At 68.5% G+C, this 26,429-nt stretch carries 23 protein-coding genes, 1 pseudogene and 1 riboswitch; of the genes and pseudogenes, 6 read left to right on the top strand and 18 right to left on the bottom strand.

What is annotated here, in order from left to right; translation table 11 throughout:
• Position 1: 1 nt before the first annotated feature.
• The 14 genes and pseudogenes from OK349_RS00790 to OK349_RS00725 form a co-directional block, all read right to left on the bottom strand.
• Entirely contained in the window at positions 2-757 is a 756-nt protein-coding gene (locus OK349_RS00790) for an ABC transporter permease (RefSeq protein ID WP_265115935.1), read from the bottom strand.
• A complete protein-coding gene (locus OK349_RS00785; protein WP_265115934.1) occupies positions 754-1,929 on the bottom strand; it encodes an MFS transporter in 1,176 nt (391 codons plus the stop codon). Before OK349_RS00785 ends, OK349_RS00790 begins: the two co-directional genes overlap by 4 nt.
• Complete coding sequence (locus OK349_RS00780) at positions 1,926-3,029, bottom strand: ABC transporter substrate-binding protein (protein ID WP_265115933.1); 1,104 nt, start codon at positions 3,027-3,029, stop codon at positions 1,926-1,928. Before OK349_RS00780 ends, OK349_RS00785 begins: the two co-directional genes overlap by 4 nt.
• On the bottom strand, positions 3,026-4,072 hold the full coding sequence (locus OK349_RS00775) for an ABC transporter substrate-binding protein (RefSeq protein WP_265115932.1): 1,047 nt from the start codon (positions 4,070-4,072) through the stop codon (positions 3,026-3,028). Before OK349_RS00775 ends, OK349_RS00780 begins: the two co-directional genes overlap by 4 nt.
• A gap of 31 nt (positions 4,073-4,103) precedes the next feature.
• Positions 4,104-6,449, bottom strand: a complete 2,346-nt coding sequence (locus tag OK349_RS00770) for a TonB-dependent receptor (protein ID WP_265115931.1) — start codon at positions 6,447-6,449, stop codon at positions 4,104-4,106.
• Positions 6,450-6,511: 62 nt separating this feature from the next.
• Positions 6,512-7,558: an ABC transporter substrate-binding protein gene (locus OK349_RS00765; RefSeq protein WP_265115930.1), complete on the bottom strand. Its 1,047-nt coding sequence runs from the start codon at positions 7,556-7,558 to the stop codon at positions 6,512-6,514.
• A gap of 384 nt (positions 7,559-7,942) precedes the next feature.
• On the bottom strand, positions 7,943-8,122 hold the full coding sequence (locus OK349_RS00760) for a hypothetical protein (RefSeq protein ID WP_265115929.1): 180 nt from the start codon (positions 8,120-8,122) through the stop codon (positions 7,943-7,945).
• A gap of 7 nt (positions 8,123-8,129) precedes the next feature.
• Positions 8,130-9,545 carry an efflux transporter outer membrane subunit gene (locus tag OK349_RS00755; protein ID WP_265115928.1) on the bottom strand — a complete coding sequence of 472 codons (1,416 nt, stop codon included), beginning with the start codon at positions 9,543-9,545 and terminating at the stop codon, positions 8,130-8,132.
• A gap of 23 nt (positions 9,546-9,568) precedes the next feature.
• On the bottom strand, positions 9,569-12,742 hold the full coding sequence (locus OK349_RS00750) for an efflux RND transporter permease subunit (RefSeq protein WP_265115927.1): 3,174 nt from the start codon (positions 12,740-12,742) through the stop codon (positions 9,569-9,571).
• 71 nt (positions 12,743-12,813) lie between these two features.
• Positions 12,814-14,091 carry an efflux RND transporter periplasmic adaptor subunit gene (locus OK349_RS00745; RefSeq protein WP_372340526.1) on the bottom strand — a complete coding sequence of 426 codons (1,278 nt, stop codon included), beginning with the start codon at positions 14,089-14,091 and terminating at the stop codon, positions 12,814-12,816.
• Complete coding sequence (locus OK349_RS00740) at positions 14,088-14,477, bottom strand: hypothetical protein (protein ID WP_265115926.1); 390 nt, start codon at positions 14,475-14,477, stop codon at positions 14,088-14,090. The genes OK349_RS00745 and OK349_RS00740 overlap by 4 nt, the downstream gene beginning before the upstream one ends.
• Before the next feature lie 362 nt (positions 14,478-14,839).
• Complete coding sequence (locus OK349_RS00735; RefSeq protein WP_265115925.1) at positions 14,840-15,451, bottom strand: TetR/AcrR family transcriptional regulator; 612 nt, start codon at positions 15,449-15,451, stop codon at positions 14,840-14,842.
• 16 nt (positions 15,452-15,467) lie between these two features.
• On the bottom strand, positions 15,468-16,373 hold the full coding sequence (locus tag OK349_RS00730; protein ID WP_265115924.1) for an ROK family protein: 906 nt from the start codon (positions 16,371-16,373) through the stop codon (positions 15,468-15,470).
• A pseudogene (locus OK349_RS00725) lies at positions 16,370-16,953 on the bottom strand (TMEM165/GDT1 family protein). Before OK349_RS00725 ends, OK349_RS00730 begins: the two are co-directional and overlap by 4 nt.
• A 12-nt stretch (positions 16,954-16,965) precedes the next feature.
• Positions 16,966-17,146, bottom strand: a riboswitch (yybP-ykoY riboswitch).
• Positions 17,147-17,240: 94 nt separating this feature from the next.
• On the opposite strand from OK349_RS00725, the gene OK349_RS00720 reads away from it, so the two are divergent.
• The gene (locus tag OK349_RS00720; RefSeq protein WP_265115922.1) at positions 17,241-18,005 is read left to right on the top strand and encodes a class II aldolase/adducin family protein; all 765 of its coding nucleotides are present in this window, start codon (positions 17,241-17,243) and stop codon (positions 18,003-18,005) included.
• Positions 18,006-18,449: 444 nt separating this feature from the next.
• Here the strand turns inward: OK349_RS00720 and OK349_RS00715 are convergent, their stop codons facing one another.
• The 4 genes from OK349_RS00715 to OK349_RS00700 are packed head-to-tail and all read right to left on the bottom strand — an operon-like array spanning position 18,450 to position 23,363.
• Positions 18,450-20,330, bottom strand: coding sequence for an acetyl/propionyl/methylcrotonyl-CoA carboxylase subunit alpha (locus tag OK349_RS00715; protein WP_265115921.1), 1,881 nt, complete (start codon positions 20,328-20,330; stop codon positions 18,450-18,452).
• A complete protein-coding gene (locus OK349_RS00710; protein WP_265115920.1) occupies positions 20,327-20,614 on the bottom strand; it encodes a barstar family protein in 288 nt (95 codons plus the stop codon). Before OK349_RS00710 ends, OK349_RS00715 begins: the two co-directional genes overlap by 4 nt.
• Positions 20,614-22,215 carry a carboxyl transferase domain-containing protein gene (locus tag OK349_RS00705; RefSeq protein WP_265115919.1) on the bottom strand — a complete coding sequence of 534 codons (1,602 nt, stop codon included), beginning with the start codon at positions 22,213-22,215 and terminating at the stop codon, positions 20,614-20,616. Before OK349_RS00705 ends, OK349_RS00710 begins: the two co-directional genes overlap by 1 nt.
• Positions 22,212-23,363, bottom strand: a complete 1,152-nt coding sequence (locus OK349_RS00700; RefSeq protein WP_301531119.1) for an isovaleryl-CoA dehydrogenase — start codon at positions 23,361-23,363, stop codon at positions 22,212-22,214. The genes OK349_RS00705 and OK349_RS00700 overlap by 4 nt, the downstream gene beginning before the upstream one ends.
• Before the next feature lie 96 nt (positions 23,364-23,459).
• Here OK349_RS00700 and OK349_RS00695 point away from each other — a divergent pair, with 96 nt between their 5' ends.
• The 5 genes from OK349_RS00695 (at position 23,460) to OK349_RS00675 (ending at position 26,394) form a co-directional block, all read left to right on the top strand.
• On the top strand, positions 23,460-24,350 hold the full coding sequence (locus OK349_RS00695) for a LysR family transcriptional regulator (protein WP_265115917.1): 891 nt from the start codon (positions 23,460-23,462) through the stop codon (positions 24,348-24,350).
• Between the two features lie 23 nt (positions 24,351-24,373).
• Complete coding sequence (locus OK349_RS00690; RefSeq protein ID WP_265115916.1) at positions 24,374-24,823, top strand: MaoC family dehydratase; 450 nt, start codon at positions 24,374-24,376, stop codon at positions 24,821-24,823.
• Between the two features lie 121 nt (positions 24,824-24,944).
• A complete protein-coding gene (locus OK349_RS00685) occupies positions 24,945-25,355 on the top strand; it encodes a TadE/TadG family type IV pilus assembly protein (RefSeq protein WP_265115915.1) in 411 nt (136 codons plus the stop codon).
• Complete coding sequence (locus tag OK349_RS00680; RefSeq protein WP_265115914.1) at positions 25,352-26,161, top strand: pilus assembly protein TadG-related protein; 810 nt, start codon at positions 25,352-25,354, stop codon at positions 26,159-26,161. Before OK349_RS00685 ends, OK349_RS00680 begins: the two co-directional genes overlap by 4 nt.
• Positions 26,158-26,394, top strand: coding sequence for a hypothetical protein (locus OK349_RS00675; protein WP_265115913.1), 237 nt, complete (start codon positions 26,158-26,160; stop codon positions 26,392-26,394). The genes OK349_RS00680 and OK349_RS00675 overlap by 4 nt, the downstream gene beginning before the upstream one ends.
• Positions 26,395-26,429: the final 35 nt, after the last annotated feature.

Below are 26,429 nucleotides of genomic sequence, written 5' to 3'. Positions count from 1 at the left end.
CTCAGGCCTCCTTCCAGCGGACGAAGCGGCGCTCGGCGAGCTTGACCGAGCGATCGAGGAAGAAACCGACCAGCCCGCTGACGAACACGCCGGCGAGGACGACGTCGATGCGGAACATCTGGCGCCCCATCTCCATCATCTGGCCGATGCCGCTGTCCGCCGCGAGCAGCTCGCACGCGACCAGCACCAGCCAGCCGCGGGTGAGGCCGAGGCGCAGCCCGGTGAGCACCGGCGGGATCGCCGCGGGGAGCAGGATGCGCGCGACGAACGGCAGCGGCGGCGTGCGGTAGAGCCGCGCGACCTCGAAATAGGATCGCGGGATCGCCCTGACCCCATCGAAGGTGGCGAGCGCGACCGGGAAGAACACCGCGACCGCGACCACGACGATCTTGAACCGCTCCTCGATCCCGAGCAGCAGCACGAGCATCGGGATGAAGGCGAGCACCGGCACCTGCCGCACCGCCTGGAACAACGGCGCGAACAGCGCTTCGAACAGCTTCGACAAGGCCATCGACGTGCCGAAGGCGAGCCCGATCGCCGCACCCGCGAGGAATCCGAAGACGAGGCGGAACAGGCTGGTGCCGAGATGACCGGTCAGTTCCCCGTTGCGCCACAGCTGGCCGAGCGTCGTGGCCACCTCGCTCGGCGGGACCAGCACCTGTGGCGGGAAGACGCCGCTGGTCGAAGCGAGCTGCCAGAGGAGAAGCAGGCCGAGCAGCGGCGCCAGACCGGCGGCGACGCGGGTGACGTGGTTCATGGCAGAACCTCCTGCGGGGTAAGCGGGCGGGCCAGGCGATGACGCGCGAAGGCGATCGCGGCGGCGCCGAACAGCAGCGGCAGCCACAGCAGGAACACCGACTGGAGCGGCACGATCTTGGTCAGCAGCCCGCCGCCGAGCGCCCCGGCGGAGGAGCCGGTCATCGAGGCGAGGTTGTACAGGCCCGCCGCCTTACTCTTGGCGCCGGGAATGGCCGCGAGCATACGCACGTTGATGAGATGGACCACCGCCGAGGCTGCGCTGAGCAACACCGCGCCCGCCGCCAGCGCCGGAAATCCGTGCGCGAAACCGAGCAACACCAGTGCCGCCGCAGCGAGCGCGAGCGCTAGCGCATAGGCGGTACCGCGCCCGAGCCGCGCCACGAAGCTGCCGCTGAGGAACAGCAGCGCCACCGTACTCACGCCCTGCACCAGCAGCACGGTGATGCCGTCTTCCTTGGTCAGCGGGGGCAGCGCCGCGGCGAGCAGCAGGATGAAGGTCGAGAAGAGCGAGCCGGTGGCCGAGCTCAGGAACTCGACGAAGCTGCTTTCCGCCACCGCGCGGTTGCCGAGCAGCGCGCCGATCTCCGCGAAGAAGCTCGCGCTCTCTTCGACCGCGGGCTGGCGTGCGGGGAGAAAGGACAGGCTGAACACCGCCATCACCCCGAACAGTGCGGCGACGATGAAGAATGCGGCAGTGACCCCCGCGTTGAGGACCAGGATGCCGGCGGCGGCCGGACCGAGGATCGCCATGCCGGCGGTGAGCGCGCCGCGATACCAGCCGCCGCGCGTCTCGCCGCGGCCGCGCAGCCGTTCGAGGAACGCGCTGTTCATCGCGACCATGCGGAACGGGATGCACAGGCCGATCAGCCAGCGCCCGCCGGCGAGCGCCGCCCAGCCCGCCGCAAAGGGCATGGCGAGGTTGACCAGCAGCGGGCCAAGGCTGGAGGCGAAATAGATGCCACGCGCGCCATAGCGGGCGATGATGAAGCCGGCCGGCACGGTGACCAGCACCATGCCGATCGATTCCATCGACCCGATCACCCCGATCTGGAAGGCGGTGGCGCCGAGATCGATCGCAAAGATCGTCGTCACCACCTTGCCGAGCCCGACGGTGAGTCCACTCACCAGCGCCAGCAGCAGGAAGTTCGCCATGAAGCGGGTATCGGTCATCGCGCGGCCGCCTCCGCCGAGGCCGGCTTCCACTGCCGCTGCAGCTTGAGCCGGTCGAGCGCATTGGCCGCGAAGCGCTGGTCGAGCAGCTTGTCGACGTCGATCTTCTTGCGGACCAGCTTCTGCTCGAAGGTATAGGCCGCGGCGTCGCGATAATGCGCGACCATGAAGTCGTCGTAGAGCGGCGAATAACGGTCGCCCCAGGCGACGCGCGGCTCGTCCAGCTCGGCCTCGATCACGCTGCGCGGGGATTCGGCGCGCGAGGTGATCTGGATCACTTGCTCGCGGTTCGCCGGGTCCGACGACCAGGCCTGCGCGCGGACATAGGCGTCGGCGACGAGCTGGGTCAGCTCGGGATGCTGGTCGACGAAGTCGCCGCGCCCGAACAGCTCGGCGCGCATCTTCCACGATTGCGGCGCCTGCTTGGTCGACCAGATGATCCGTCCGATCTTCTTCTCGACCAGCAGATGCGCGTCGGACAGCAGGAACACCGCATCGACATCGCCCGAGGCGAGCGCGGCGTGGCTGGCGGGAGGATTGATGTTGAGGATGCGGAAGTCGCTAAGCTTGAGCCCGTTGGCCTCGGCGAGCTTGGCGAAGGGCAGCTCCCACGGGCGGCCGCGGTGCAGCGCGATACGCTTGCCCTTCAGATCCTGGATGCTGTTCGCGGCAACGCCGTCGCGCACGACCAGATAGGCATTCTGCCCCCGCCCCACCGGCACCACCAGCCGCAGATCGACCCCGCCCGCGATCGCGATGATCGCGGGGAAATCGCCATAGCTCGCGAAGTCGATGCGCCTGGCGGCGAAGCCTTCGTTGATCACCGGACCGCCGACCGCGGTCGAGACCGGGAACCATTGCAGCTTGACCCCGCGCTTCGCCAGCTCGCTCTCCAGCCAGCCCTGCTGCTGGATGATCGCGTTCTGCCCCTGATAGCGCTGCTGGCCTTCGAACGGATAGGCGATCGCGGCGATGGTCAGCGTCGCCGGAAGCTGGCCCGGTGCGGGCTCACTCGCCGCGCCGCCGCGGAACTGGTAGAAGACCAGCGCCGCCAGCACGCCGATTGCCGCAACGGCGATGAGGATCGTCTTGCGGCTCATGCGGCGTCCAGCGCCTGGGTGAAGTCGAGCGCGTCGAACGGCCGGCGGTCGATCCAGGCCGCGACATCGACGCGCGCGGGCAGGAAGCCGCGCTCGAACAGAAAGTTGCTGAAATCCTGCAGCGCCGCGGCCGAGGCATCGTCGAGATCGGTCTTGAGCCGGCGGTGGAGCGTGTCCCCGCCATAAGCGGCGCGGACGAACTGCTCGGGCGAGCCGGTCTCGCGCGCGATATAGGCGAAGGTCTCTTCGGGATGTTCCTCGGCCCACTCCCCCGCTGCCACGACATGCGACAGCAGACGACGCGCGACCGCCGGGTAACGCTCCAGCGTCGCCGCATCGACGGTGAGCGGGCGCGGCGCGCCGTTATTGATGCGGATCTTGGGATCGGGATGGAAGCCGGTGTCGATCACGACATGCGCGCCCGCGAGCAAGGCGAACTCGTGGCCCAGCGAGCCCTTCACATGGATCGCATCGACCTCGCCACGCACCAGCGCATGGAACTCGGCGGTGTAGAGCGGGCGTCCGCCCCAGTTGCCGCGGCCCACCAGTTCGAGCCCCTCAGGCGCGAGATCGGTGGCATCGACATCGACCCATTCGACCTCGTCCTCGTCGACGCCGCCGAGCGACAGCCCCGCAAGCAGCGCACGGAGCGCGGTGGCGCGGAAGATGTCGATTTTCTGGTTCGCACGGAATGGCAGCGCGATACGACGGCCCTTGAGATCCTCGACCGTGCGGATGCCTGAGCCGGGCAGCGTCAGGATCAGCTGGCTCTCGTCGATCCAGCTGAGGCCGATCACGCGCGTGTCGGCGCCCGCGGCGCGCGCCCAGATCGCCGGCACGCTGCCGCCCTGGCGGAAGCTGTGCGCGAGATGATGGTCGTAGTGGCTCGCGCGGACGTCCGGGTCGGTCGTGTCCTGGATCGAGCGGACGGTGATGCCGAGCTCGGCGAGATCGCGGTCGATCACGCCCTGATTGATCGCGATGCCGAGCGGGGTCGGCACCGGGCAGCGTGTGTACCAGATTTCCTTGGGAAAGGCGGTCATGCGAGCCTCCGGAAGTTGAGGGAATGCGCCATCAGAAGCGCGCCACGAGCGAGGCACCCCAGGTGCGCGGATCGCCCCATTGGATGGTGTCGCCGCTCACGCCGTTCGCCGCGTTGAACTGCGGCAGCGCGTGGTTGCGGTACGCCTCGTCGAACAGGTTGCTGACGTAGACAGTGAAGGTGAAGCGGTCGTCGGGCGTGGTGTAGGCGACGCGCGCGTTGGCCAGCGTGTAGCCGGGCTGGTTGAGCAGGAAGCGGTTCACCCGGTCCTGCGGCGTGATGTAGTAATATTGGTGCGACTGGTAGCGCGCGTCGGCGCCGAGCTGGAGGCTGCCTGAGCTGCCCAGCTCGAACTCGTAGGATGCGCCGAGGTTGAGCGTGACATGCGGCGCGCGCACGAACTCCGCGCCGGACAGGTTGGCGCCGCCGTTCACCACCTGGAGCTTGTCATATTTGGTGTCGAGCAGGCCGAGCGCGGCGTTGAGCGCGAGGCCCTTCACCGGCCGCGCAGTCAGCTCGAACTCGGCGCCGTTGACGTGCGCTTCCTCGGCATTCTGGAGGTAGGACGTGGTGGTGCCGGCGACCGCGCCGGGGTTCGGCCCGACCACGTTGATCTGCACATTGTCGTATTGATAGTGGAAGGCGGTGGCGTTGAAGGTGAGCGCGCCGTCGAACCAGCTCGACTTGTAGCCGATCTCGAACGCGTCGAGCTTCTCGGGCTCCACCACCTGCAGTGCTGCGAGCACCTGCGCGGCGGTGTTGAAGCCGCCTGATTTCACGCCATGCGCATATTTGAAATAAAGCAGGTGATCGGGCGCGATCCGCCACGACGGCGTCACGTCATAGGTGAAATTGTCCCATGTCCGCTTGAGACTGCCGGAGAAATTGCCGCCGGTGCCGGCGGGGCCGAAGGTACCGGTATAGCTGTCCCACCAGCGCGCATAATTGCTCCATGTCGCGCCCGCCGCGCTGGCGTTGGCGATACGGCTGAAATCCAGCGTCTTCGTCTCGCGGGTGAAGCGCGCGCCGACCGTCAGGTTGAGCGTATCGGTGAAGTCGTAGCCGAGATTCGCGAACGCCGCGCCGCTTTCCGCGCGATGGTCGTAAAGCGTGCGGCTAAAGGCGTTCGGCGCGGTGTCGCCCGGCTGGGCGGGCACGGTACCGTCAGGCAGCGTTGCCGTGGCAGCGTCGGAATCGATCTTCTCATTGAAATAATAGAGGCCGACGATCCATTTGAGCCGGCCCGAGCCGTTCGAGGCGAGCCGCAGCTCCTGGCTCCACTGCTCGCTGCGCGCTTCGGTGTGGTTCCGCGCGATTTCGAGCGGGGTATAGTCGCTGTCGCCGCCCGAGGTGACCTCGTAGCGCTCATAGCCGGTGATCGAGGTGAGGGTCGCCGCGCCGAAATCCCAATCGAGCTTCAATGACCCGCCATATTGCTCGGTGTCGCTGAATTCGTCGGCATTGGTGTTGACCGCGTCGCGGTCGGTCGGCGGGGCATAGCCGTTGCGATAGATGCCGTCGGCGCGATAGCTGCCGATCGTCCAATAGCCGCCGGTCGTCTTGTACTTGCGGTAATGGACGCCGAGCAGCGCCTCGAAATTGCCGCCTGCCCGCGCCAGCAACTGGCCGCGAATGACGCTGTCCTCGACGGCGTTGTCCTTGTCGCCGGTGAACAGGTTGGTGTAGCGGCCATCGCGGTTCTCGATATGGCCGGAGATGCGCGCGGCGAGCGCGTCGGGCGCGATGACGAAGCCCACGCCGGCCTGGACGATCTTGTCGTCATAGCTGCCATAGTCGAGCTTGACGTAATTCTCGTTGCCGGTCGGCGAGAAGCTCGGCTTCTTGGTCACCACCGCGATCGCGCCGCCGGTGGTGTTCTTGCCCCAGAGCGTGCCCTGCGGCCCGCGCAGCACCTCGACACGCTCGAGATCGAACAGCGGCAGGCCGGTGGCGCTGGCGTTGCTGATATAGACCTCGTCGAGATAGAAGCCGACCGGGTTGGCGAGGTCGATCTGCTGCTGCCCGGCGCCGACGCCGCGGATCCACCAGCGCGGCCGGCCATGCTGCTGAGTCCCGGCCGAGGCGTTGGGGACGAGCGCGAGCACTTCGCTCGCCGAGCGGCCGACGCCCCGCAGCGTGAACACGTCTTCGCCCAGCGCGGTGATCGCGGTGGGGACGTCCTGAATCGACTGTTCGCGCTTGCCCGCGGTGACGACGATCTCGACCGGGTCGGCGGCGTCGTCTGCGGGGTCGGCCGCGGCAGTGTCTCCCCTCGCCTCGCCCTCTTCGGCATGTGCTGCCGGGACCAGCGCGGCGAGCGATGCCGCGACCAGCCAGGCCGTCTTCTTTCGTGTGCGATGTTCAGACTTAAACTTCACGCTTAATTCCCCCCTGCGCGGCCTCACGGGCCTGCGTCTGGTGATAGTTGTGGGTTGGGCGCTCAGGCCGCCTGGCGCGCGCGGCCGGCGACCGCTGCGAAGGGTGCGGGATCGATCCACGCGGCGATGTCGAAATCACTGGCGAGGAAGCCGTGTTCGAACAGGAAATCCTTGTACCGGCCGAGCGCGCCGGCGGCCTCGTCATTGAGGAAGGTGCCGAGGCTGGCGGGCGCGTTGGCGCCATAGGCGCGGCGCACCCAGTCGGGGGTCGATCCGGTCTCGCGCGCGATATAGGCGATGGTCTCGTCGGGATGCGCGCGCGCCCAATCGCCCGCCGCGATCACCCGCGCCAGGAAACGCTCGACCAGATCGGGACGCGATTCGATCAGCGCCGCGTCGACGGTGAGTGTGCGCGGCGTGCCGTTGTTAGCGCGCACCCAGGGATCGGGATGGTCGCCGAGCGAAGCGACGATATGCGCCCCCGCCAGCCGTGCCGTCTCGAGCCCCAGCGCGCCCTTGACGTAGATCGCATCGACCTCGCCGCGCACCAGCGCCAGCACTTCGGCGCGATAGCCGTGGCGGGTGCGCGCACGGGTGCGCTCGCCGGTGGCGATGCCTTCGGTGCCGCTGCCCGCGGGATCGGCGCTGACCGTGTCGATCCGCTCGACATCGGCGAGCGTCAGGCCTTCGAGCTCGAGCGCGCTGGCGAAGCCCTTGAGCGCGGTCGCACGGTTGAAGTCGATCGAGATCGGATTGACCGGCAGCCCGATCCGCCGTCCGGCAAGATCGCGCGCGGCGCGGATGCCCGACGCAGGCAGCGCGAGGATCGCCTGAAACTCGTCGGTCCAGGACAGGCCGATCACCCGCGTGTCGCGGCCTTTCGAACGCGCCCAGATCGCCGGGATGTTGCCGCCCTGCCGGAACGAGCTGGGAAGGCTGTGATCGAAATGGCTTTCGCGGGCATTGAGGTCGGCGGTTTCCTGGATCGACTTGAGGCCGATCCCGTCGCCGCGGAACTCGTCGGCAAACCAGCCGAGCTGGACGGCGATGCCGAGCCCGGTGGGCACCGGGCAGCGTGTGTACCAAAGATCCGTGATCGCAGCGGTCATGGGGAATTTCCTGCTCAATTGGGCAAGCGACCGCCGCGTCCGGAAGCGCGCCAAGCGCCGCCGTCCGTCGCGCCCGAACGGCGCGCAGATCGGTGACCGCGAGCGTCAGCCCGCGGCGGTCAGTTGCAGATGTCGGGTGGGATCAGCCGTGCGCTGAACGAATCCGGCCCAAAGGCCGTGGCGGGGCTGCGGAGGAGATACACTGGCTCATCGTCGTTCCTTTCAACTCGGAAACACGAGGCCGCCGGGCTCCATCGGCAACACCGTGCGCTTTAGCAATTGGTGACGCGGCGCAATCTGCATTCCGTCAAAAACCGCGGGTCGGGGGTCGGCGACGAAGCGCCGCACGGCGTGACCAGCGCCGTGGACTCAATACATACTTGTCTAATGGGAATTTGGCAAACAGCTTTCCTTGTGGCGGACAAAAACCAGCTTTGCCATGGCGGTCGTGCTCGAGCTCTGCGGGCCGAGCCCGTCCCATGCGCTCACCGCCGCGTCCGCGCCCGAAAGCGAATCCAACCGCGCCGCGATCTGCAACCCGCGCAGGCCGTCGCTGTAATGCACCGCCCTCTCAGCCTGCCGCCCGCTCTCCCCAGCCGCCGCCCAGCGCCTTGAACAGATCGATCTGTGCGTCGGCGATACCCGCATCGATCGCCGCGAGTTGCGCCTCCGCCTCGGCGAAGGTGCGCTCGGCGTCGAGCAGGGCGAGGCTGTCGACCTGCCCCTCGCGCTGCTGCGCGCGGACGATGCGCGCGGCACGCTCGGCGGCGTCGCGCGCGGCCTTGAGCGCGATGCGCCGGTCGAGCGCGCGGCCATAGGCCGAGAGCGCGGTCTCGGTCTCCTGCAGTGAACGCAGCACGGTGCCGTCGAACTCGGCGAGCGCGGCCTGGGTGTCTGCCTCCGCCCCGGCGATGCGGGCACGGCCGCGCGCCTGATCGGTGAACGACCAGTTGATCAGCGAGCCGAGCAGCCAACGCAGCGGCCCGCCGCCGAACACGTCGCCGATATTCGGCCCGGTCGAGCCGATCGAGCCACCGAGGGTGATACGGGGATAGAGGTCCGCGGTGGCGACGCCGATCCGCGCAGTAGCCGCGGCGAGGCGGCGCTCGGCCGCGCGAATGTCGGGGCGGCGGGCGAGCAGCTGCGCGCCGTCGCCAACCGGGATCGGCTGGTCGAGCCGCAGCGTCGCCACGCGCTCGCGCGCGATTTGCGGCAAGTCGGCAGGCGCGCGGCCGGTGAGCGTGGCGAGGCGGAACAGCGCCGCGTCGCGCTCTGCCGCCAGCGCCGGGATCTCGGCCTGGCGCTGGTTGCGCAGCGTGGCGATGCGGGCGGTGTCGAGCCCGGTGGTGAGGCCAACCTCGCGCCGCCGTTCGGTCACGGTGAGCGAGCGGTCGAGCAGCGCCACGATCCGTTCGGCGACCGCGATCCGCTCGGCCGAGGCCGCGGCATCGGCATAGGCGCGCGCGGTCTCCGCGGCGACGCTCACGCGGACCGCCTCGACATCAGCCTCAGCCGCGCCGACATCGCCGCGCGCCGCCTCGATCCCGCGCGTGACGCGCCCGGCGAGGTCGACCTCATAGCTCACCTCGAGCCCGGCATCGATCGACCAATCCTCGCGTGGCGCGCCGGCGCCGCGCTGGCTCTCGGGCAGCCGGCCATAATTGGCCCCTGCCCCGACGCCGACCTCAGGCAGCCGGTCGGTGCGCACCTCGCGCAGCGCGGCGCGAGTCCGGGCAAGCCGGGCGACCGCGACGCGAACGTCGGTGTTGGCGGCGAGTGCATCAGCGATCAGCTGGTCGAGCACGGCGTCGTCGTAGAGCCGCCACCAGTCGCCCTGCACCGGCGCGAGCGGGTCGACCGCAGGGCTGGTCGCGGCGATGAACTTGCCCGCCGCGGCGGAGGGCGTCTGGGGGGCGGCATAGTCGGGGCCGGTGGCGCAGGCGGCGAGCGCCAGCGCGGAGGCGGCGGTCATCAGATTGCGAAGCATGGCTTGCTCCTTTCGGTTCAGGTTCACTCGGCGGGCTGCACTTCGGCCACCGGGGCGCCGCCGCGCGGGCGGCGCTTGATCCGGTCGGCGAGCGCGCGGCACGCGACGTAGAAGGTCGGGGTGAAGACGAGGCCGAAGGCGGTGACGCCGATCATCCCGTAGAACACCGCGGTGCCCAGCGCCTGACGCAACTCCCAGCCCGGGCCCGACGCTGTCACCAGCGGCAGCACGCCGAGGATGAAGGCGAAGCTGGTCATCAGGATCGGCCGCAGCCGCACCCGCGCCGCCTCGACCGCCGCCTGCAGCGCGGTGGCGCCGCGTTCCTCGGCCTGCTTGGCGAATTCGACGATCAGGATCGCGTTCTTCGCGGCAAGGCCGATCAGCACGATCAGGCCGATCTGGGTCAGGATGTTGTTGTCCAGCCCCCGGAAGTTGACGCCCAGCATCGCAGCCAGCAGCGTCATCGGCACGATCAGGATGATCGAGATCGGCAGCATCAGGCTTTCGAACTGCGCCGCCAGCACGAGGAAGACGAACACCACCGACAGCGCGAAGATCAGCGCCGCGACATTGCCCGCCGCCTTCTGCTGGAAGGCGAGATCGGTCCACTCCGCCGAGAAGCCCTGCGGCAGGTTCTTGGCGATCACCTCCATCCGCGCCAGCGCCTGGCCGGTCGAGTAGCCCGGCGCGGTGTCGCCATCGACCTCGACCGCGGGGAAGAGGTTGAAGCGGGTCACGCGATACGGCCCAGTGCGGTCCTCGAAGGTCGCGACCGCGCCGATCGGCACCATCCCGCCCCCGTTGGAACGCGTCTTGAGCTGAGCGATATCGGCCGGATCGTCGCGGAACTGCGCATCCGCCTGCGCGGTCACGCGGAAGGTGCGGCCGAGCAGGTTGAAGTCGTTGACGTAGGACGAACCGAGATAGACCTGCATCGCCTCGAACACGCGGCTCGCGGGCACGCCGAGCATGTCGGACTTGGCGCGGTCGATGTTCGCGTAGATGCGCGGCGTCGCGGTGTTGTAGAGCGTGAAGACGTTGGCGAGCTCCTTGCTCTTGTGCGCCTCGCCGATCACGCCGCCAGCCGCCTGTTCGAGCGCCTGGTAGCCGGCATCGCTGCGGTCCTGCACCATCATGCGATAACCGCCGCCATTGCCGACGCCCTGGATGACGGGCGGCGGGATGACGAAGACGAACGCTTCGTTCATGTCGGCGAGCGCCGCGCGCATGTCGTTCTCGATGTTGAGCTCGGTCCGGTCGGTCCCGGCGCGCTCCTCGAACGGCTTGAAGGTGACATAAGCCGCGGCGGCATTGGACGCCTGGGTGCTCGACGCGCCGTCGAAGCCCGAGAACATCACCGCCGCTTCGGTGCCGGGCACCGCGAGCAGCTTCTTCACTGCCTTTTTGAGCACACGGTCGGTCTCCTCGATCGAGCTGCCCGGGGGCAGCTGGATCGCGGCGAGCGCATAGCCCTGATCCTGCGCGGGAATGAACCCGGCCGGGGTCGCGGTGAAGATCAGCCCGGTAGCGACCACGAGGCCGCCATAGGTCGCGAACATCCGCTTGGGCGCCGAGGCGAAGCGCCGGGTGATGCCAGCGTACCAGTCGCCGAGGCGATCGAAGTTGCGGTTGAACCAGTCGCCCGCGCGCCACGCCCAGCGCCGCCAGCCGCTTGCCGGCGCTTCGGCCGCCTTGGGGCGGAGCAAAAGCGCGGCGAGCGCGGGCGACAAAGTGAGGGAGAGGATCAGCGAGATGATCGTCGCGGCGGAGATGGTCACCGCGAACTGGCGATAGAACTCGCCGGTGATGCCGGTGAGGAAGGTGGTCGGCACGAACACGGCGCACAGCACCAGCACGATCGCGACCAGCGCCGCCGACACCTCGTCCATCGACTTGTGCGCCGCCTCACGCGGAGACAGGCCATGCTCGAGGTTGCGCTCGACATTCTCGACCACGACGATCGCGTCGTCGACGACGATGCCGATCGCCAGCACGAGGCCGAACATCGACAGCGTGTTGAGCGAATAGCCCAGCGCCGCCAGCACCGCGAAGGCGCCGATCAGCGACACCGGGATGGCGACGATCGGGATGATCGCGGCGCGCCAGCTCTGCAGGAAGACGAGGATGACGAGCACGACGAGCAGCACGGCCTCGAGCAGCGTCTCGGCCACCGCGTTCATCGATTCGCTGATGAACTCGGTCGGGTTCCAGATGATCCGGTATTCGAGCCCCTTGGGGAAGCTCTTCGCCGCCTCGGCAAGCTGCGCCTTGACGCCCTCCGCCGCGGCGAGCGCATTGGTGCCCGGACGTTGGGTAACGCCCATGATGATCGAGTCCTGGCCCGAGAGATAGGCGTTGACGCCATAATCCTCGGCGCCGAGCTCGACACGCGCCACATCGCGAACGCGGGTGATCGCGCCCGAGGGATCGGTGCGGACGATGATGTCGGCGAACTCGTCGGCGGTCTTGAAGCGGCCCTGCGTCTCGACGCTGAGCTGCTGCGCGGCGCCGGTGTCGAACGGCGGCTGGCCGACCGTACCGGCGGCGACCTGGATGTTCTGCGCGCGCAGCGCAGCGACCACCTCACCGGCGGTGAGGCCGAGCGCCGAGGTGCGGCCGGGATCGATCCACACGCGCATCGCATAGTCGCGCGCGCCGAACACCTGGACGTCGCCGATCCCGTCGACGCGGGTCAGCCGGTCCTTGATCTGGGTCAGCGCATAGTTGGAGACATAGCCGCGATCGAGCGAGCCGTCGGGCGAGAGGACGTTGACCGCCATCAGCCAGGAGGGCGAGGTCTTGCGCACCACCACGCCCTGCCGCCGGACTTCCTCGGGCAGGCTCGGCTCGGCGAGCGCGACGCGGTTCTGCACCAGCACCTGCGCGGTATCGAGATCGGTGCCGAGCTTGAAGGTGACGGTGATCGTCACGCGTCCGTCGCCGGTCGATTGCGATGACTGGTAGAGCATGTTGTCGACGCCGTTGATCTGCTGCTCGATCGGCGCGGCAACGGTGTCCGCAACGGTCTCGGCCGAGGCGCCGGGATAGTTGGCGGCGACCGTCACCGTCGGCGGAACCACGGCGGGGAATTGCGATACCGGCAGCCCGAAATAGGCGAAGGCGCCGATGATCGTGATGAGGATCGCGATCACGCCCGCGAAGATCGGGCGGCGGATGAAGAAATGACTGAAGCGCATCGGGCAAAGCCTTGGCTGGCTCCGCCCGCTAGTCAGCGGGCGGAGGTTGTTTCGTCGTCAGTGCGGCGGCGTCAGCGCGTGGCGATGGTCGCCTGCGAGGCCGCGGGTTCGTTGATCGGCGCGGACGGTGGCGCGACTGGAGAGCGCGGCGCCTCGATCTTGCCGACGCGCTCGGTCACCTTGGCGCCGGGCTGGATCATCTGCAGCCCCTGGATCACCACCTTGTCGGTCGGCGCGAGGCCGGCGCGGATGGTGCGGAGGTTGCCGATGCGCGGCCCGGGCGTGACCTGCTTGGCGGCGACCGTGCCGTCCTTGCCGACCACGAACACCACCTTGCGCGCCTGATCGGTGCGCACCGCTGCATCGGGAACGAGCAGCGCGCGCTCGGGCGAGCCGCCGGTCAGGCGCATGTTGCCGAACATGCCGGGGGCGAGGAAGTAATCCGGGTTGTCGATCACCGCACGCGCGCGGATCGTACCCGACTGGGCGCTGATCCCGTTGTCGGTGAAGTCCACCCTGCCCTTCCAGTTATAGCCGCTCTCGTCCTGCAGCCGTACCTCAACCTGCTGCGCGGCGGCGCCCGACCTGGTCCGCTCGCGCTGCGTCTTGAGGTAGAGCGCCTCGGAGCTGTCGAAGGTGAAGTAGATCGGGTCGAGCGCGTTGATCGTGGTGAGCAGCGTGCCCCCGCCGGCATCGGCGGTGGAGACGAGGTTGCCCGCATCGACGCGGCGGTCGGAGATGCGGCCAGTGATCGGCGCGCGGACCTGGGTGAACTGCACGTCGAGCGCACGGCCGCCGACCCGGGCCTGCGCCGCGGCGAGCGAGGCACGCGCCGCGCGGACGCGGGCGGCGAGCCGGTCATAGTCGCTCTTCGACACCGCATCCTCGGCGAGCAACCGGCTGGCGCGCGCCAGATCGGCATCGGCGAGCGCGAGATCGCTCTGCGCCTGGGCGACGCCCGCCCGCGCCTCGTTGAGCGCGGCGGCGAACGGGCGCGGATCGATGGTGAAGAGCAGCTGCCCCTTCTGCACGATCGCGCCGTCGGTGAAGTGCACCGCGGTCACCGCGCCCGAGACGCGCGGACGCACCTCGACGCTCTTCGATGCCTCGAACCGGCCGACATGGTCGTCCCATTCGGTGAGCTCGCGCGTCAGCGGCGTGGCGACGGTGACGGTGGGCGGCGGCGGCGCGGCGATCGCCGGGCTCTCGCGATTGAACACGCCGACGCCGGCGCCGACCGCAACGAGCGGCAGGACGACCATCGAGGCGCGCTGCCACAGCGGCCAGTCGCGGAAGCGGCGGCGCACGGGAAGGTCTTCAACGGGTTCGATACGGGTAATCATGTTCATCGGGAATTCCTCCGGTCGCGCTTGACGCGTGCGGCGACGATGCTGCCGGTGAGCAGCTCGTAATGATCAGGGGTGAAGCCGGCGGCGAGGAAGCCGCGCACGGCGGATTGGGCGACGCGATAGCCATTGTGCCAGGTCAGCACGGCCATGCGGCGCAGCGCCTCCAGCTTGGGGTCGGCGAGCCGCGTGCTGCGGCGCTCGCCGAACAGGCTGCCGAGCGCGACCGCCATGCGGCCGGGCTCACGCAGGCTCGAGAGCCGGTCGCGCTCGGCCAGCGCCACCACCGACCATTCGAGCGCCGAGAAGCGCGCGGATTCGGGGGCGGTGCGGACAGCGCCGGGGGTGGCGAAAGCGGCGCCATGTTCGGCAAAGGCAAGATACGCCATGATGCATGTCTCCTCTGTGCGCGGCGCGAACACCGCGGTTTGCCGTCGCGGGGGAGCGCGGCATGAATTCGGGCTGTCGACCGGCACGAACGCGCACCCTCACGCGGCGAACTACGAGTTCGCCGGGCGCCTGCCGGTCATGGGGATGTCGGATGAGCGGGCGTCAGCCCGTCGTCAGACCTGGGGAACGGTACAGTGTTTCTGCATCGGCTTTCCCTTTCGATGCGGGGACCTGCCCGGAGGCGAGTCCAACTTCCATACCAACCGGTATAGAAACCTTGCTGCGCTGCGTCAATGGCTTTCTGTACCGATCGATAAATTTTTATCGACGGGGCACCAAAGTCCTTATTTAGCCAAAGCCCTTATTTGGACGGCCACATCGCCATGCTGGTATCGATCAGCCGTTCGAGGTCGGCACGCGTCGCGCCGGCGCCGGCCTGCACCGCCATCCCCTGCATGATCGCATAGATGAAGCTGGTCAGCCCCTCGACATCGGCGGTGGCGGGCAGATCGCCCTCGTCCCGCGCGCGTTCGAGCCGCTCGACCAGCGCACGGCGCGCGACCTTGCCGCGCTCGAGCACTTCCTGACGGATGCATTCCGCCTCCGCCCCGCACGCGACCGAGCTGATCACACCGAGACAGCCATGCGGCTCGCTCTTGCTGGTCTGGTTCTCCATGCTCCCGCAAAGCAGGTGCCGCGCGACCTCGCGCGCGGTCGGCTGCTCCAGCGACTTGCTGATGTAGCAGAGCTTCTCTTCCTCGTAGAGGTCGAGCGTCTTGCGGAACAGCGCTTCCTTGTTGCCGAACGCGGCGTAGAGGCTGGGCCGGGTGATGCCCATCGCCTCGGTCAGGTCGTTGAGCGACGCGCCTTCATAGCCCTTGCTCCAGAACACGCGCAGCGCAGCGGCGAGTGCGGCATCGACGCAGAATTCGCGCGGACGGCCTTTGACGGCAGGGGCGGTCAGGGTTTCCATATCGGTCGGTATATAATCATTCGGTTGCCGGACGCAACGGGTTTGCGGCGGCCTGTTGGGCGAGGAGCAGCGCGCCTTCGAGGCCGGCATGTTCGAGCGCCGGCGCGCGCACGAATCCGGGCGCGAGCGCGGCCTCCCCCACCCCATAGCCGCCGAGCGCAGCGATCATGCGCGCCGCCGCCGCCTCGCGCAGCCCCGGCACGGCCATCACCCCGCCGCCCGCGACGATGCGATGCGGCGACCAGGCGAGGACGATGGTCGCGAAAAGCTGGCCGAGATAGTCGGCGATCGCGGCAAAATCGCCGGGTGAGTCCTCCAGTCTCCCTCCCGCCAGCCGCGCTTGCACCGCCGGGCCCGCCGCCATTCCCTCGGCGCAGCTGAGATGGAAGGGGCACGTGCTGGAGGCCGAGTCGCCATCGAGCCGCAGCACGGGAACATGCCCCATCTCGGGATGCAGCACGCCGGCGAGCGTCCCGCCGGCACGGGCGAGCCCGGCGCCGAGGCCGGTGCCGACCGTGACATAGGCGACGCTGGCGCACCCCCTGCCCGCGCCCGACTCGCGTTCGGCAAGCGCCGCAGCGTTGACGTCGGTATCCACGGCGACGGGCACACCCAGCCGGCGTTCGAGCGCGGCACGGAGGTTGGCGCCGGTCCAGCCGGGCTTGGGAGTCGCGAGCACCTCGCCATAATTGGCCGCGGCGGGATCGACCACGATCGGCCCGAACGCCGCCATACCTGCGCCGTTCAGGACCATCCCGGTCCGCAGCCGCTCCGCGACGAAGCCGAGCAGGGCCGCCTCCGCCGCCTCGGGCGTGGTGGTGGGCCAGCGTTCCTCCGCGAGCACGGCGTCGCCGCGGACCAGCCGGGCGAGCAGCTTGGTGCCGCCCGTCTCGATCGCCAGCCAGGTTCGCGAGTCCGTCATGCGCGCGAGCCTATCCACCCCGCATCGTCTGCGCGAGCATCCAGATGCCGATCGCGAGGAACAAGAGTGCCGCGGCGATCCGCACGATGCGGAGCGGCACGCGCTTGACCAATTCGTTGCCGAGCAGCACCGCGGGCACATTGGCGAGCATCATGCCGAGCGTCGTCCCGGCGGTGACCCAGCCCACATCTGCGAAGCGCGCGCCGAGCGCGACGGTCGCGACCTGGGTCTTGTCGCCCATCTCGACCAGAAAGAAACACACGGTGGTGGTGAGGAACGCGCCGAAGCGGGCGGGCTTGTCCGCGACGTCGTCGAGCTTGTCGGGGATCAGCGTCCAGGCCGCCATGACGATGAACGACGCGGCGATGAGGTAGCGGAACCACGTCCCCTCGAGGATCGCCGCCGCCTGCTGCCCGACGAGCGCCGCGAGGAAATGATTGGCGAGCGTCGCGACAAAGATGCCGAGGATGATCGGCACCGGCCGCTTGAACCGCGTGGCGAGCACGATCGCGAGCAGCTGGGTCTTGTCGCCGATCTCGGCGAGCGCGACCAGCGCGGTCGAAGTCAGGAAGGCTTCCAAGCAAGGTCTCCGGGCCGGGCGGTGCGAAGCTCCAACGACACCACGCCCTCCCGCCCGGCCGGAGGGGAAAGCATGGCGCCATTGGTCTCGCCCGAACCGTTGCCGGCTCCCTTCGCGCCACGGTCTCTCGACCAAGTATGTTGACGCGGAGGCCCGTCCGAAGACGGCTGGCTACTCCCCAGATGACTGCGGCCGCCCCTAGCCGCTTCGCGCGCACGGCGCAAGTTGCCCTGCCCCGCCCGTTCGTGGCATACATACCGCAACCACGAAAAAAGACGGAGAGCACCATGGCCACCGCCGCCGCCCCAACGACCCGCGTCATGTCCGACGCCGAGTGGGAGGCGCGCCAGCAGCTCGCCGCCTGCTATCGCGTGTTCGACATGCTCGGCTGGTCCGAGATGATCTACAACCACATCACGCTGAAGGTGCCCGGCGAGGACCATGCCTTCCTGATCAACCCGTTCGGCCTGCACTTCAGCGAGGTGAAGGCGTCGAACCTGGTCAAGATCGACATCGACGGCAACAAGGTCGACGGCAGCCCCTATCTCGTCAACCGTGCGGGCTTCGTGCAGCATTCGGTGTTCCATCGCCATCTGCCCGACGTGCATTGCATCATGCACACCCACACCACCGCCGGCATGGCGGTGAGCAGCCTGGAGGGCGGGCTGCAGCCGATCAACTTCTACGCCTGCAACTTCGCCGGGCAGATCGCCTATCACGACTTCGAGGGCGTGACGGTGCGCGACGAGGAAGGCGAGCGGCTGATCGCGCATCTTGGCGACAAGCGCATGATGCTGCTGCGCAACCACGGCATCGTCGCGATGGGCCGCACCCTGCCCGAGGCGTTCGTCAAGCACTGGGCGCTGCAGCGCGCATGCGAGATCCAGCTGGCGACGCTGTCGATGGGCAAGCCGCTGGTGGTGTCCGACGAGGTGGTCGCGGTGCACCAGCGCGACCTGCACATGGCGCAGGCCTCGATCGCACCCGGGGCGGCGGACTTCGCGGCGATGGTGCGGCTGGTCGACCGCACCGACAAGAGCTGGCGGGAGTGAGAGGCGTCTGATGGCCGGCGATCGGCTGGGACAAGCCGAATAGCGATCGAAAGTTGACCAAATTACGCACAAGGCGCGCGATTCTGTCGCCATTGTCATCTTTGTCCGGCTGACGAAGTTGACAGACTCGCGGCGCCCTGAAGCGGGCGGATGCTGCGATTGCCTCTCGGATCGGCGCAAGAGATGTCCCGTGTGGAGCATGGGACCGGTTAGATATGCCGGATCGGGGGCTGTAGGAAAGTTGTTTCGGGGCGACCACAATCGATTCATTTGCTGTTATCGCAAATAAACCGTCATCCCGGCCCTGTGCCGGGATCCACCGGGAGGCGAGCTGGAGCAAGAGGCTTTATCGCGCCGTCCGCGGCGCCGTGGATCCCGGCACAAGGCCGGGATGACGGAGAAGGAGGATGACCGCTGGCGGACGTGGCGACCTGCGCAGGCCGGTCACGGCAACTTCGCCACCTTCACCAGCAACGCGTCGACCTGGACCTGCGCCCCCGGCGTCGCGTTGAGGGTTTCGATCGTGCCATCGAACGGGGCGGTGAGCGCCTGCTCCATCTTCATCGCTTCGAGCACCAGCAGCTTCTGGCCGGCGGTCACCGCCTGCCCCTCCATCACCTCGACCGAGACGATGCGGCCAGGCATCGGCGCGAGGATCGAGCCGTCGCCGGCTGCGGCGCCAGCAGCGCCGTCGGTTCGAGCCTCGCTCACTCGGAAGGTCGCACCGCCATGCACCAGCAGCGCTGCGCCGTCGCGCGCATGCGGGTAGAAATGCGACGCGAGGATGCCGCGATCCGCCTCGAACGTCACGCGCTCGCCATTCACGCTGACCACGCGCCCGGTGGCTGGGGCGCGATTGAGACGAAAACCTTCGAGACCGCGCGGCATCCTCGCCGTGTCGTCCGGCAGATCCTGCTCGAACCACGCGGTGGCATAAGTGAGATCCGCCGCGGTCGGCAGCGGATCGATGGTCAGCGTCTCGCCGCGCCGCTCGATCAGGCCGGTGTCGAGCTGGCCCAGCACAAAACCCTCGTCGCCGAGCAGGCGGAACAGGAAGCCGGCATTGGTGCGCACCGGCCAAACCGTGAGATAGCTCAGGTCCGCGCGCAGCAGCGCGATCGCGTCGTCGCGATGTTCGCCATGCGCGACCAGCTTGGCGATCATCGGATCGTAGAAGGGCGAGATCGTCGAGCCTGCCTCCACCCCGGTATCGACCCGGACGGTGCCGGCGAAGTCGAGCGCCTCGAGCTTGCCGGTCGACGGCAGAAAACCCCGCGCCGGGTCCTCGGCATAGAGCCGCACCTCGACGGCATGACCGTTGATCGCGATCTCCTCCTGCCGCAGCGGCAACGGCTCGCCCGAGGCGACGCGGAGCTGCCATTCGACCAGGTCGACCCCGGTGATCGCCTCGGTCACCGGATGCTCGACCTGCAGCCGCGTGTTCATCTCCATGAACCAGATGCGGTCGGCGTGGAGGCCGTGCGACGCGTCGGCGATGAACTCGATCGTGCCCGCGCCGACATAGTCGACCGCGCGCGCGGCCTTCACCGCCGCCTCGCACGCCGCGAAGCGCGCCTCCTTGCTCATCCCCGGCGCGGGCGCTTCCTCGATCACCTTCTGGTGACGGCGCTGCATCGAGCAGTCGCGCTCGAACAGGTGGACGATGTTGCCATGGGTGTCGCCGAACACCTGCACCTCGATATGGCGCGGGGTGAGGATGTACTTCTCGATCAGCACGCGATCGTCGCCGAACGAGGAGGCCGCCTCGCGCTGGCACGCGGCGAGCGCGTCGGCGAATTGCTGCGCAGCATCGACGCGGCGCATGCCCTTGCCGCCGCCGCCCGCGACCGCCTTGATCAGCACGGGATAGCCGATCCTGCCGGCCTCGCGCTGCAGGCGTTCGAGCGACTGGTCCTCGCCGAGATAGCCGGGGGTGACGGGGACGCGAGCGTCCTGCATCAGCTTCTTGGCGGCATCCTTGAGGCCCATCGCGCGGATGCTGTCGGGATTGGGGCCGACCCAGATCAGGCCGGCGGCGATCACCGCCTCGGCAAAATCGGCGTTCTCCGAGAGGAAGCCGTAGCCGGGGTGAATCGCCTCGGCGCCGGTTTCCTGCGCGGCGGCGATGATGCGCTCGCCGAGCAGGTAGGATTCGCGGGCGGGGGAAGCGCCGATATGCACCGCCTGGTCGGCTTGGCGCACGTGAAGCGCGTTGGTGTCGGCGTCCGAATAGACCGCGACAGTGCGGATGCCGAGTTGCCGCGCGGTGCGGATGATGCGGCACGCGATCTCGCCGCGATTGGCGATGAGGAGGGAGTTGATCATTGCCCGGCTTCCAGTGTGAAGCGGAGCTTGTCGGCTCCACGTTCGGCGACCGCGTCGAGGATCACGGTGACAATACGGTCGAAACGCTCGCCGATCGCTGCCCGCGACCGCTCAGCGCTTGTCCAATGAAGTTCGATCGGCGGGTCAACCACACCGACCAGCAGGTCAAACAGCGCATCCAGATTACCGCCATACCAGTCGATACCGGACGCATCGCGCAACGCCGAATGAAATTCGGCTTCGGTCGTGATGAGGTCTCCATCAAGATGCACGCGCATCGCCATCACATCCGGAACACGCCGAAGCGCGACCCCTCCTCCACCGGCGCGTTCAAACACGCGGCGAAGGCCAGCCCCAGCACGTCGCGCGTCTGCGCCGGATCGATGATGCCGTCGTCCCATAGCCGTGCCGTCGCGTGCCAGGGATTGCCCTCGTCCTCGTATTTCTGGCGGATCGGGGCCTTGAAGGACTCGGCTTGCTCCGGCGACCATGTCTCAGCGTCGCGGTGGACCGTGGCGAGGACCGACGCCGCCTGCTCGCCGCCCATCACACTGATGCGGCTGTTGGGCCAGCTGAACAGGAAGCGTGGGCTGTAGGCGCGGCCACACATGCCGTAATTGCCAGCACCGAACGATCCGCCGATCAGCACGGTGACCTTGGGTACGCTGGCGGTGGCGACTGCCGTCACGAGCTTCGCGCCGTGCTTGGCGATCCCCTCCGCCTCGTACTTGCCGCCGACCATGAAGCCCGAGATGTTCTGGAGGAACAGCAAAGGGATGCGGCGCTGGCAGGCGAGCTCGATGAAGTGCGCGCCCTTGACCGCGCTCTCGCTGAACAGCACGCCGTTATTGGCGAGGATCGCGACGGGGATGCCCCAGATGTGCGCGAAGCCGCAGACGAGCGTGCTGCCGTATAGCGCCTTGAACTCGTGGAACTCCGAGCCGTCGACGAGGCGCGCGATCACCTCGTGCACGTCGTAGGGCGCGCGCACGTCGGTCGGGACGATGCCATACAGTTCCTCGGCGTCGAACTTGGGCGGGCGCGGGTCCTGGATCGCGATGTCCGGGGTGCGATCGCGCGGCAAGTGGCTGACGATGTCGCGGACGATGGTCAGCGCGTGCTCGTCATTCTCCGCGACGTGATCGACCACGCCCGACTTGCGGCCGTGGAGGTCGCCACCGCCCAGGTCCTCGGCTGAAATCTCCTCGCCCGTCGCGGCCTTTACCAGCGGCGGGCCGGCGAGGAAGATCGTGCCCTGATTGCGCACGATCACACTTTCGTCGGACATGGCGGGGACATAGGCGCCGCCCGCGGTGCAACTGCCCATCACGCAGGCGATCTGCGGGATGCCCTTGGCCGACATGTTGGCCTGGTTGAAGAAGATGCGGCCGAAATGGTCGCGGTCGGGGAACACCTCGGCCTGGTGCGGCAGGTTGGCGCCGCCTGAATCGACCAGATAGATGCACGGCAGGCGGTTGGCCTCGGCGATCTCCTGCGCGCGCAGATGCTTCTTGACGGTCATCGGATAGTAGGTGCCGCCCTTCACGGTCGCGTCGTTGCACACGATCATGCACTGGCGGCCCGAGACACGGCCGATACCCGCGATCATGCCGGCGCCGGGCACCTCCCCCTCGTACATGTCGCACGCGGCGAGCTGGCCGATCTCGAGGAACGGCGCGCCGGGATCGAGCAGCCGCTCGACCCGCTCGCGCGGGAGCAGCTTGCCGCGTGAGGTATGCCGCTCGCGGCTCTTCGCGTTGCCGCCGAGCGCGGACAGCGCGACGTCGGCGCGCAGCTTCTCCGCCAGGGCGCGATTGTGCGCTGCATTGACGTGGAAACTCTCGTCCTCCGCCGACAGCGCGGATTTCAGAATCGGAGCGCTCACGCCGCCCCCACCAGCTCGCGGCCGATCAGCATGCGGCGGATCTCGTTGGTCCCGGCACCGATGTCGAGCAGCTTGGCGTCGCGCAGGAAGCGCTCGACCGGCCAGTCCTTGGTATAGCCCGCACCGCCCAGCGCCTGCACCGCCTCGCCCGCGACCTTGAAGGCGTTCTCGCTGGCGAGCAGGATCGCGCCCGCGGCGTCGAAGCGCGTGGTCTTGCCCGCGTCGCACGCCTGCGCCACCGCATAGACATAGGCGCGCGCCGAGTTGAGCGCGACATACATGTCGGCGACCTTGGCCTGCATCAGCTGGAAGCTGCCGATCGCCTGGCCGAACTGCTTGCGCTCGCGCAGATACGGCAGCACCACGTCGAGGCAGGCCTGCATGATGCCGAGCTGGATGCCGGCGAGCACGGTGCGCTCGTAATCGAGGCCCGACATCAGCACGCCGACGCCGCCGTTGAGCGGGCCCATGACGTTCTCTTCGGGCACCTCGCAATCGTCGAACACCAGCTCAGCGGTGGGCGATCCGCGCATGCCCATCTTGTCGATCTTCTGCCCGATGCTGAAGCCGGGCATGTCCTTCTCGATCAGGAAGGTGGTGATGCCGCGGCTACCCTCGCCGGTCTTGGCATAGACCACCAGCGTGTCGGCATAGGCGGCGTTGGTGATCCAGAATTTGGTGCCGTTGAGGACGTAGCGGTCGCCCTTGTGCTCGGCGCGCAGCTTCATGCTGACGACGTCGCTGCCCGCCCCGGCCTCGGACATTGCGAGGCTGCCGACATGCTCGCCCGAGATCAGCTTGGGCAGATACTTCGCCTTCTGCTCCGGCGACGCCCAGCGGCGGATCTGGTTGACGCAGAGGTTCGAGTGGGCGCCGTAGCTGAGACCGATCGAGGCGGAGGCACGCGACACTTCCTCACACGCGATGACATGCTCGAGATAGCCGAGGCCGAGGCCGCCATATTCCTCGTCGACGGTGATGCCGTGCAGGCCGAGCTCGCCCATCGCTGGCCACAGCTCGTCGCGCGGGAACCAATCCTCGGCATCGATGCGCGCGGCGAGCGGCTCGATCCGCTCCCTCGCGAAGCGCTGGGTGGTGTCGCGGATCATCTCCGCGGTCTCGCCGAGCGCGAAATCCATCTGGGGCAGGCTCATCAGGCTCTCCTGGGATTTTGCACGCAGCTTAGCGGGACATCGCCGCAGAGAAAAATTGAAAGGCGGCGCGCAAGAGCATAGACCGTATCTATGATCGACCGCTATCTGCTGCGCTATTTCCTTGCCGTCATCGATAGCGGGACGTTCACCGCGGCAGCGGCGCAAGTCAATGTCTCGCAGCCCACCCTCTCGGCGGGGATCGCCAAGCTCGAGCGGGAGACGGGTGCCAAATTGTTCCGCCGCAACAGCCAGCGGGTCGAGCTGACCGAGGCCGGCGCGCGCTTCGCGGTGCATGCCCGGCGGATCGAGCGCGAGTTCAACCTGGCGCAGGCGTCGATCGGCGGCCTCACCGCGGCAGGCACGTTGCGGCTGGGGGTGTTGAGCACGCTTGCCACCGCCGATCTCGCGGCGTTCACAGCGCGCGCTGCACAGACCGCGCCGCAGCTGGCAATCGAGCTGGTCGAAGGCAATGCCGCGGCGCTTTCGCAGCATCTCGCGCGCGGGCGTATCGACCTCGCGCTGACCGCGACGCATGGCGAGCCCGGACCCGAGGTCAAGGCGCTGCGCAGCGAAGCCTATGTGCTCGCGCTGCCTGCCTCGCATCCGCTGGCGGGCGAAGCGGCGGTCCCCGGCGAGGCGCTGGCGGGCGAGACGATGATCGTCCGCCGCAATTGCGAGGCGCTGTCGGAGACCAGCCGCTACTTCACCCGGCGCGGCATCCGGCCGTTCTTCGCGCTGCGCACGACCAATGACGACCGCGCGCTGGCGATGGTCGCGGCGGGACTGGGCGTGACCGTGATCCCGGCCTCGCACCGGCATGACGGCGTGGCGAGCCCGGCGCTGCTCGGCTTCGGCCTCTCGCGCACCCTGATGCTCGCCTGGGGCGACGACACTGCCGCGATGCAGGAGGCGGCGGCACCGATCGTGACGGCCTTGCGCGCGCAGTTCGGGGCTGACAGCCGTGGCGCGCACGTTATGTGAGGTCACAACAAGGGAGAGCAGGCATGGCGGGTCGCTATTTCGACGAGTGGCAGGTGGGCGACCGGATCGTGCACGAGTTGCGCCGCACGGTGACCGAGACCGACAACCTCCTGATCTCGACGCTCACCCACAATCCGCAGCCGCTGCACCTCGATGCCGAAGCCGCGGGAGCGAGCGAGTTCGGGCGGATCCTCGTCAACGGCACCTTCACCTTCGCGCTGCTCGTCGGCATCTCGGTCGGCGACACCACGCTCGGCACGCTGGTCGCCAATCTCGGCTATGACGAGGTGCGCATGCCCAAGCCGGTGTTCATCGGCGACACGCTGCGCGCCGAGACCGAGGTCGTCGAGCTGCGCCCCTCCCGGTCGCGCCCCGGCCAGGGCATCGTCACCTTCCGCCACATCATGCTCAACCAGCGCGACGAGACGGTGTGCACCATGCTGCGCAGCGCGCTGCTCAAGGCGCGCGGCTGACCGCCGTTCGATCCGTTCCGGAGGGTTTTCCGCATCCGATGCGGAGCAGAGTCCCGGTTTTCCTTCACCGCCGTTAACCAACCCGGCCGGATAACCTTCCCGTAACCGGGGGGAACGGTCAATGCGTATGGTTTCGGACCAGCGCGGCACGGCGATCGTCGAATTCGCGATCCTGTTGCCGGTGCACATCTCGCTGCTGGCGGGAATATTGTGCTTCGGCCTTTATTTCGGCGCGGCGCATTCGGTGCAGCAGCTCGCCGCCGATGCTGCGCGGCACAGCATCGCCGGGGAGACGCTCGCCGAGCGCCGGACGATGGTCACCGGCTTCGTCACCACCCACGGCCCGTCCTATTTCCTCGTCCGTCCCGAGCGGCTGAGCGAAGTCAGCGCGACCGAGCAGAGCGGCGGGCGGCTGCGCGTGCGCATCGCCTATGACGCGACCTGGCTACCGATCTTCGGCTTCTCGCGCGTGCTGCCGCTGCCGCCCGCCACGATCACCCGCGACTGCGTGATCCTGGGAGCCGGAGCGTGAGCCGCGCGCTATGGACGGACCGCCGCGGCGCCACCGCGATGCTGGTCGCCTCCGCCCTGCCCTTCGTGCTCGCCGCCACCGCCGCCGCGGTCGATGTCGGCGCGATCGCGCTCGAGCGGCGGCGGATGCAGGGCGCGGTGGACGCCGCGGCGCTGACCGCGGCGCAGGACCTGACCAGCGCCGACACGCGCGCCCGCGCTGTGCTCACCGCCAACCGCGTGGAATCGCCCGTCGTCGCGCAGATCGCGACCGGATCGGTTTCGGGCAGCGGCGAGAACCGCAGCTTCACTCCGGGCGGCGCGGGCGACGCGGTGCGCGTCTCCGCCACCTATCCCAACCCGTCCTATTTCATCCGCGCGCTCGGCCTGCGCTTCAACGACGCCACCGTCACCGCGGTGGCGAGCCGGCGCAACCTGGGCGCGATCTCGATCGGATCGGGGCTGGCGGCGTTGCTCTCGGTCAACGCCAAGGCACTCGGTGCGCTGGAGGCATCGAACTGGCAGAATCTGAGCTTCACCAAGGCCGAGATCGCGGCGCACCAGGCCAAGGCGATCGCCACCACCGACGGGGTCTCCAACCTGCTCGCCACCTTGCTGACATCGACTCAGATCGACGTGAACCTGCTCGGCCTCGGGCTCGGCGTCGGCCTGCCCGGCGAGGGGCAGATCGCCGCCAAGCTGCTCCAGGCCGCACCCGCGCTGGAGACCGCGCTGTTCCAGCTGCTGTCGTTCGCCGGGCTCAGCATCGGCACGGCGCATGTCCGCGTCGACGGCTATCGCTGCGGCAAACCGATGCTCGTCGCATGAGCGAGGAAATGGACCGGGTGCAGCCATGCGACGTTCGCCTCTTCCGCGATCGCGCGCGCGAGGAACGCCGCCGCGTCGGCCATGCCGGCAGCGAACGCGCCCGGATCGTGCACGAGGAGATGGCGGAGCATTACGAGACGGTCGCCGACCTGCTCGAAGCGAAGGCGGATTGGGGATCCGATTGGCCGGGGGCTGCCTGGCGGCGAATGCTTCGCCGGTTGCTGCCGCGCTGAGCGGGCTTGGGTTTGGCGGGGCATCCGGTCTAGGG

It is taken from the genome of Sphingomonas sp. BT-65 (assembly GCF_026107375.2).
GTDB lineage: Bacteria > Pseudomonadota > Alphaproteobacteria > Sphingomonadales > Sphingomonadaceae > Sphingomonas.
This window is presented reverse-complemented; position numbering and strand designations above follow the sequence as displayed.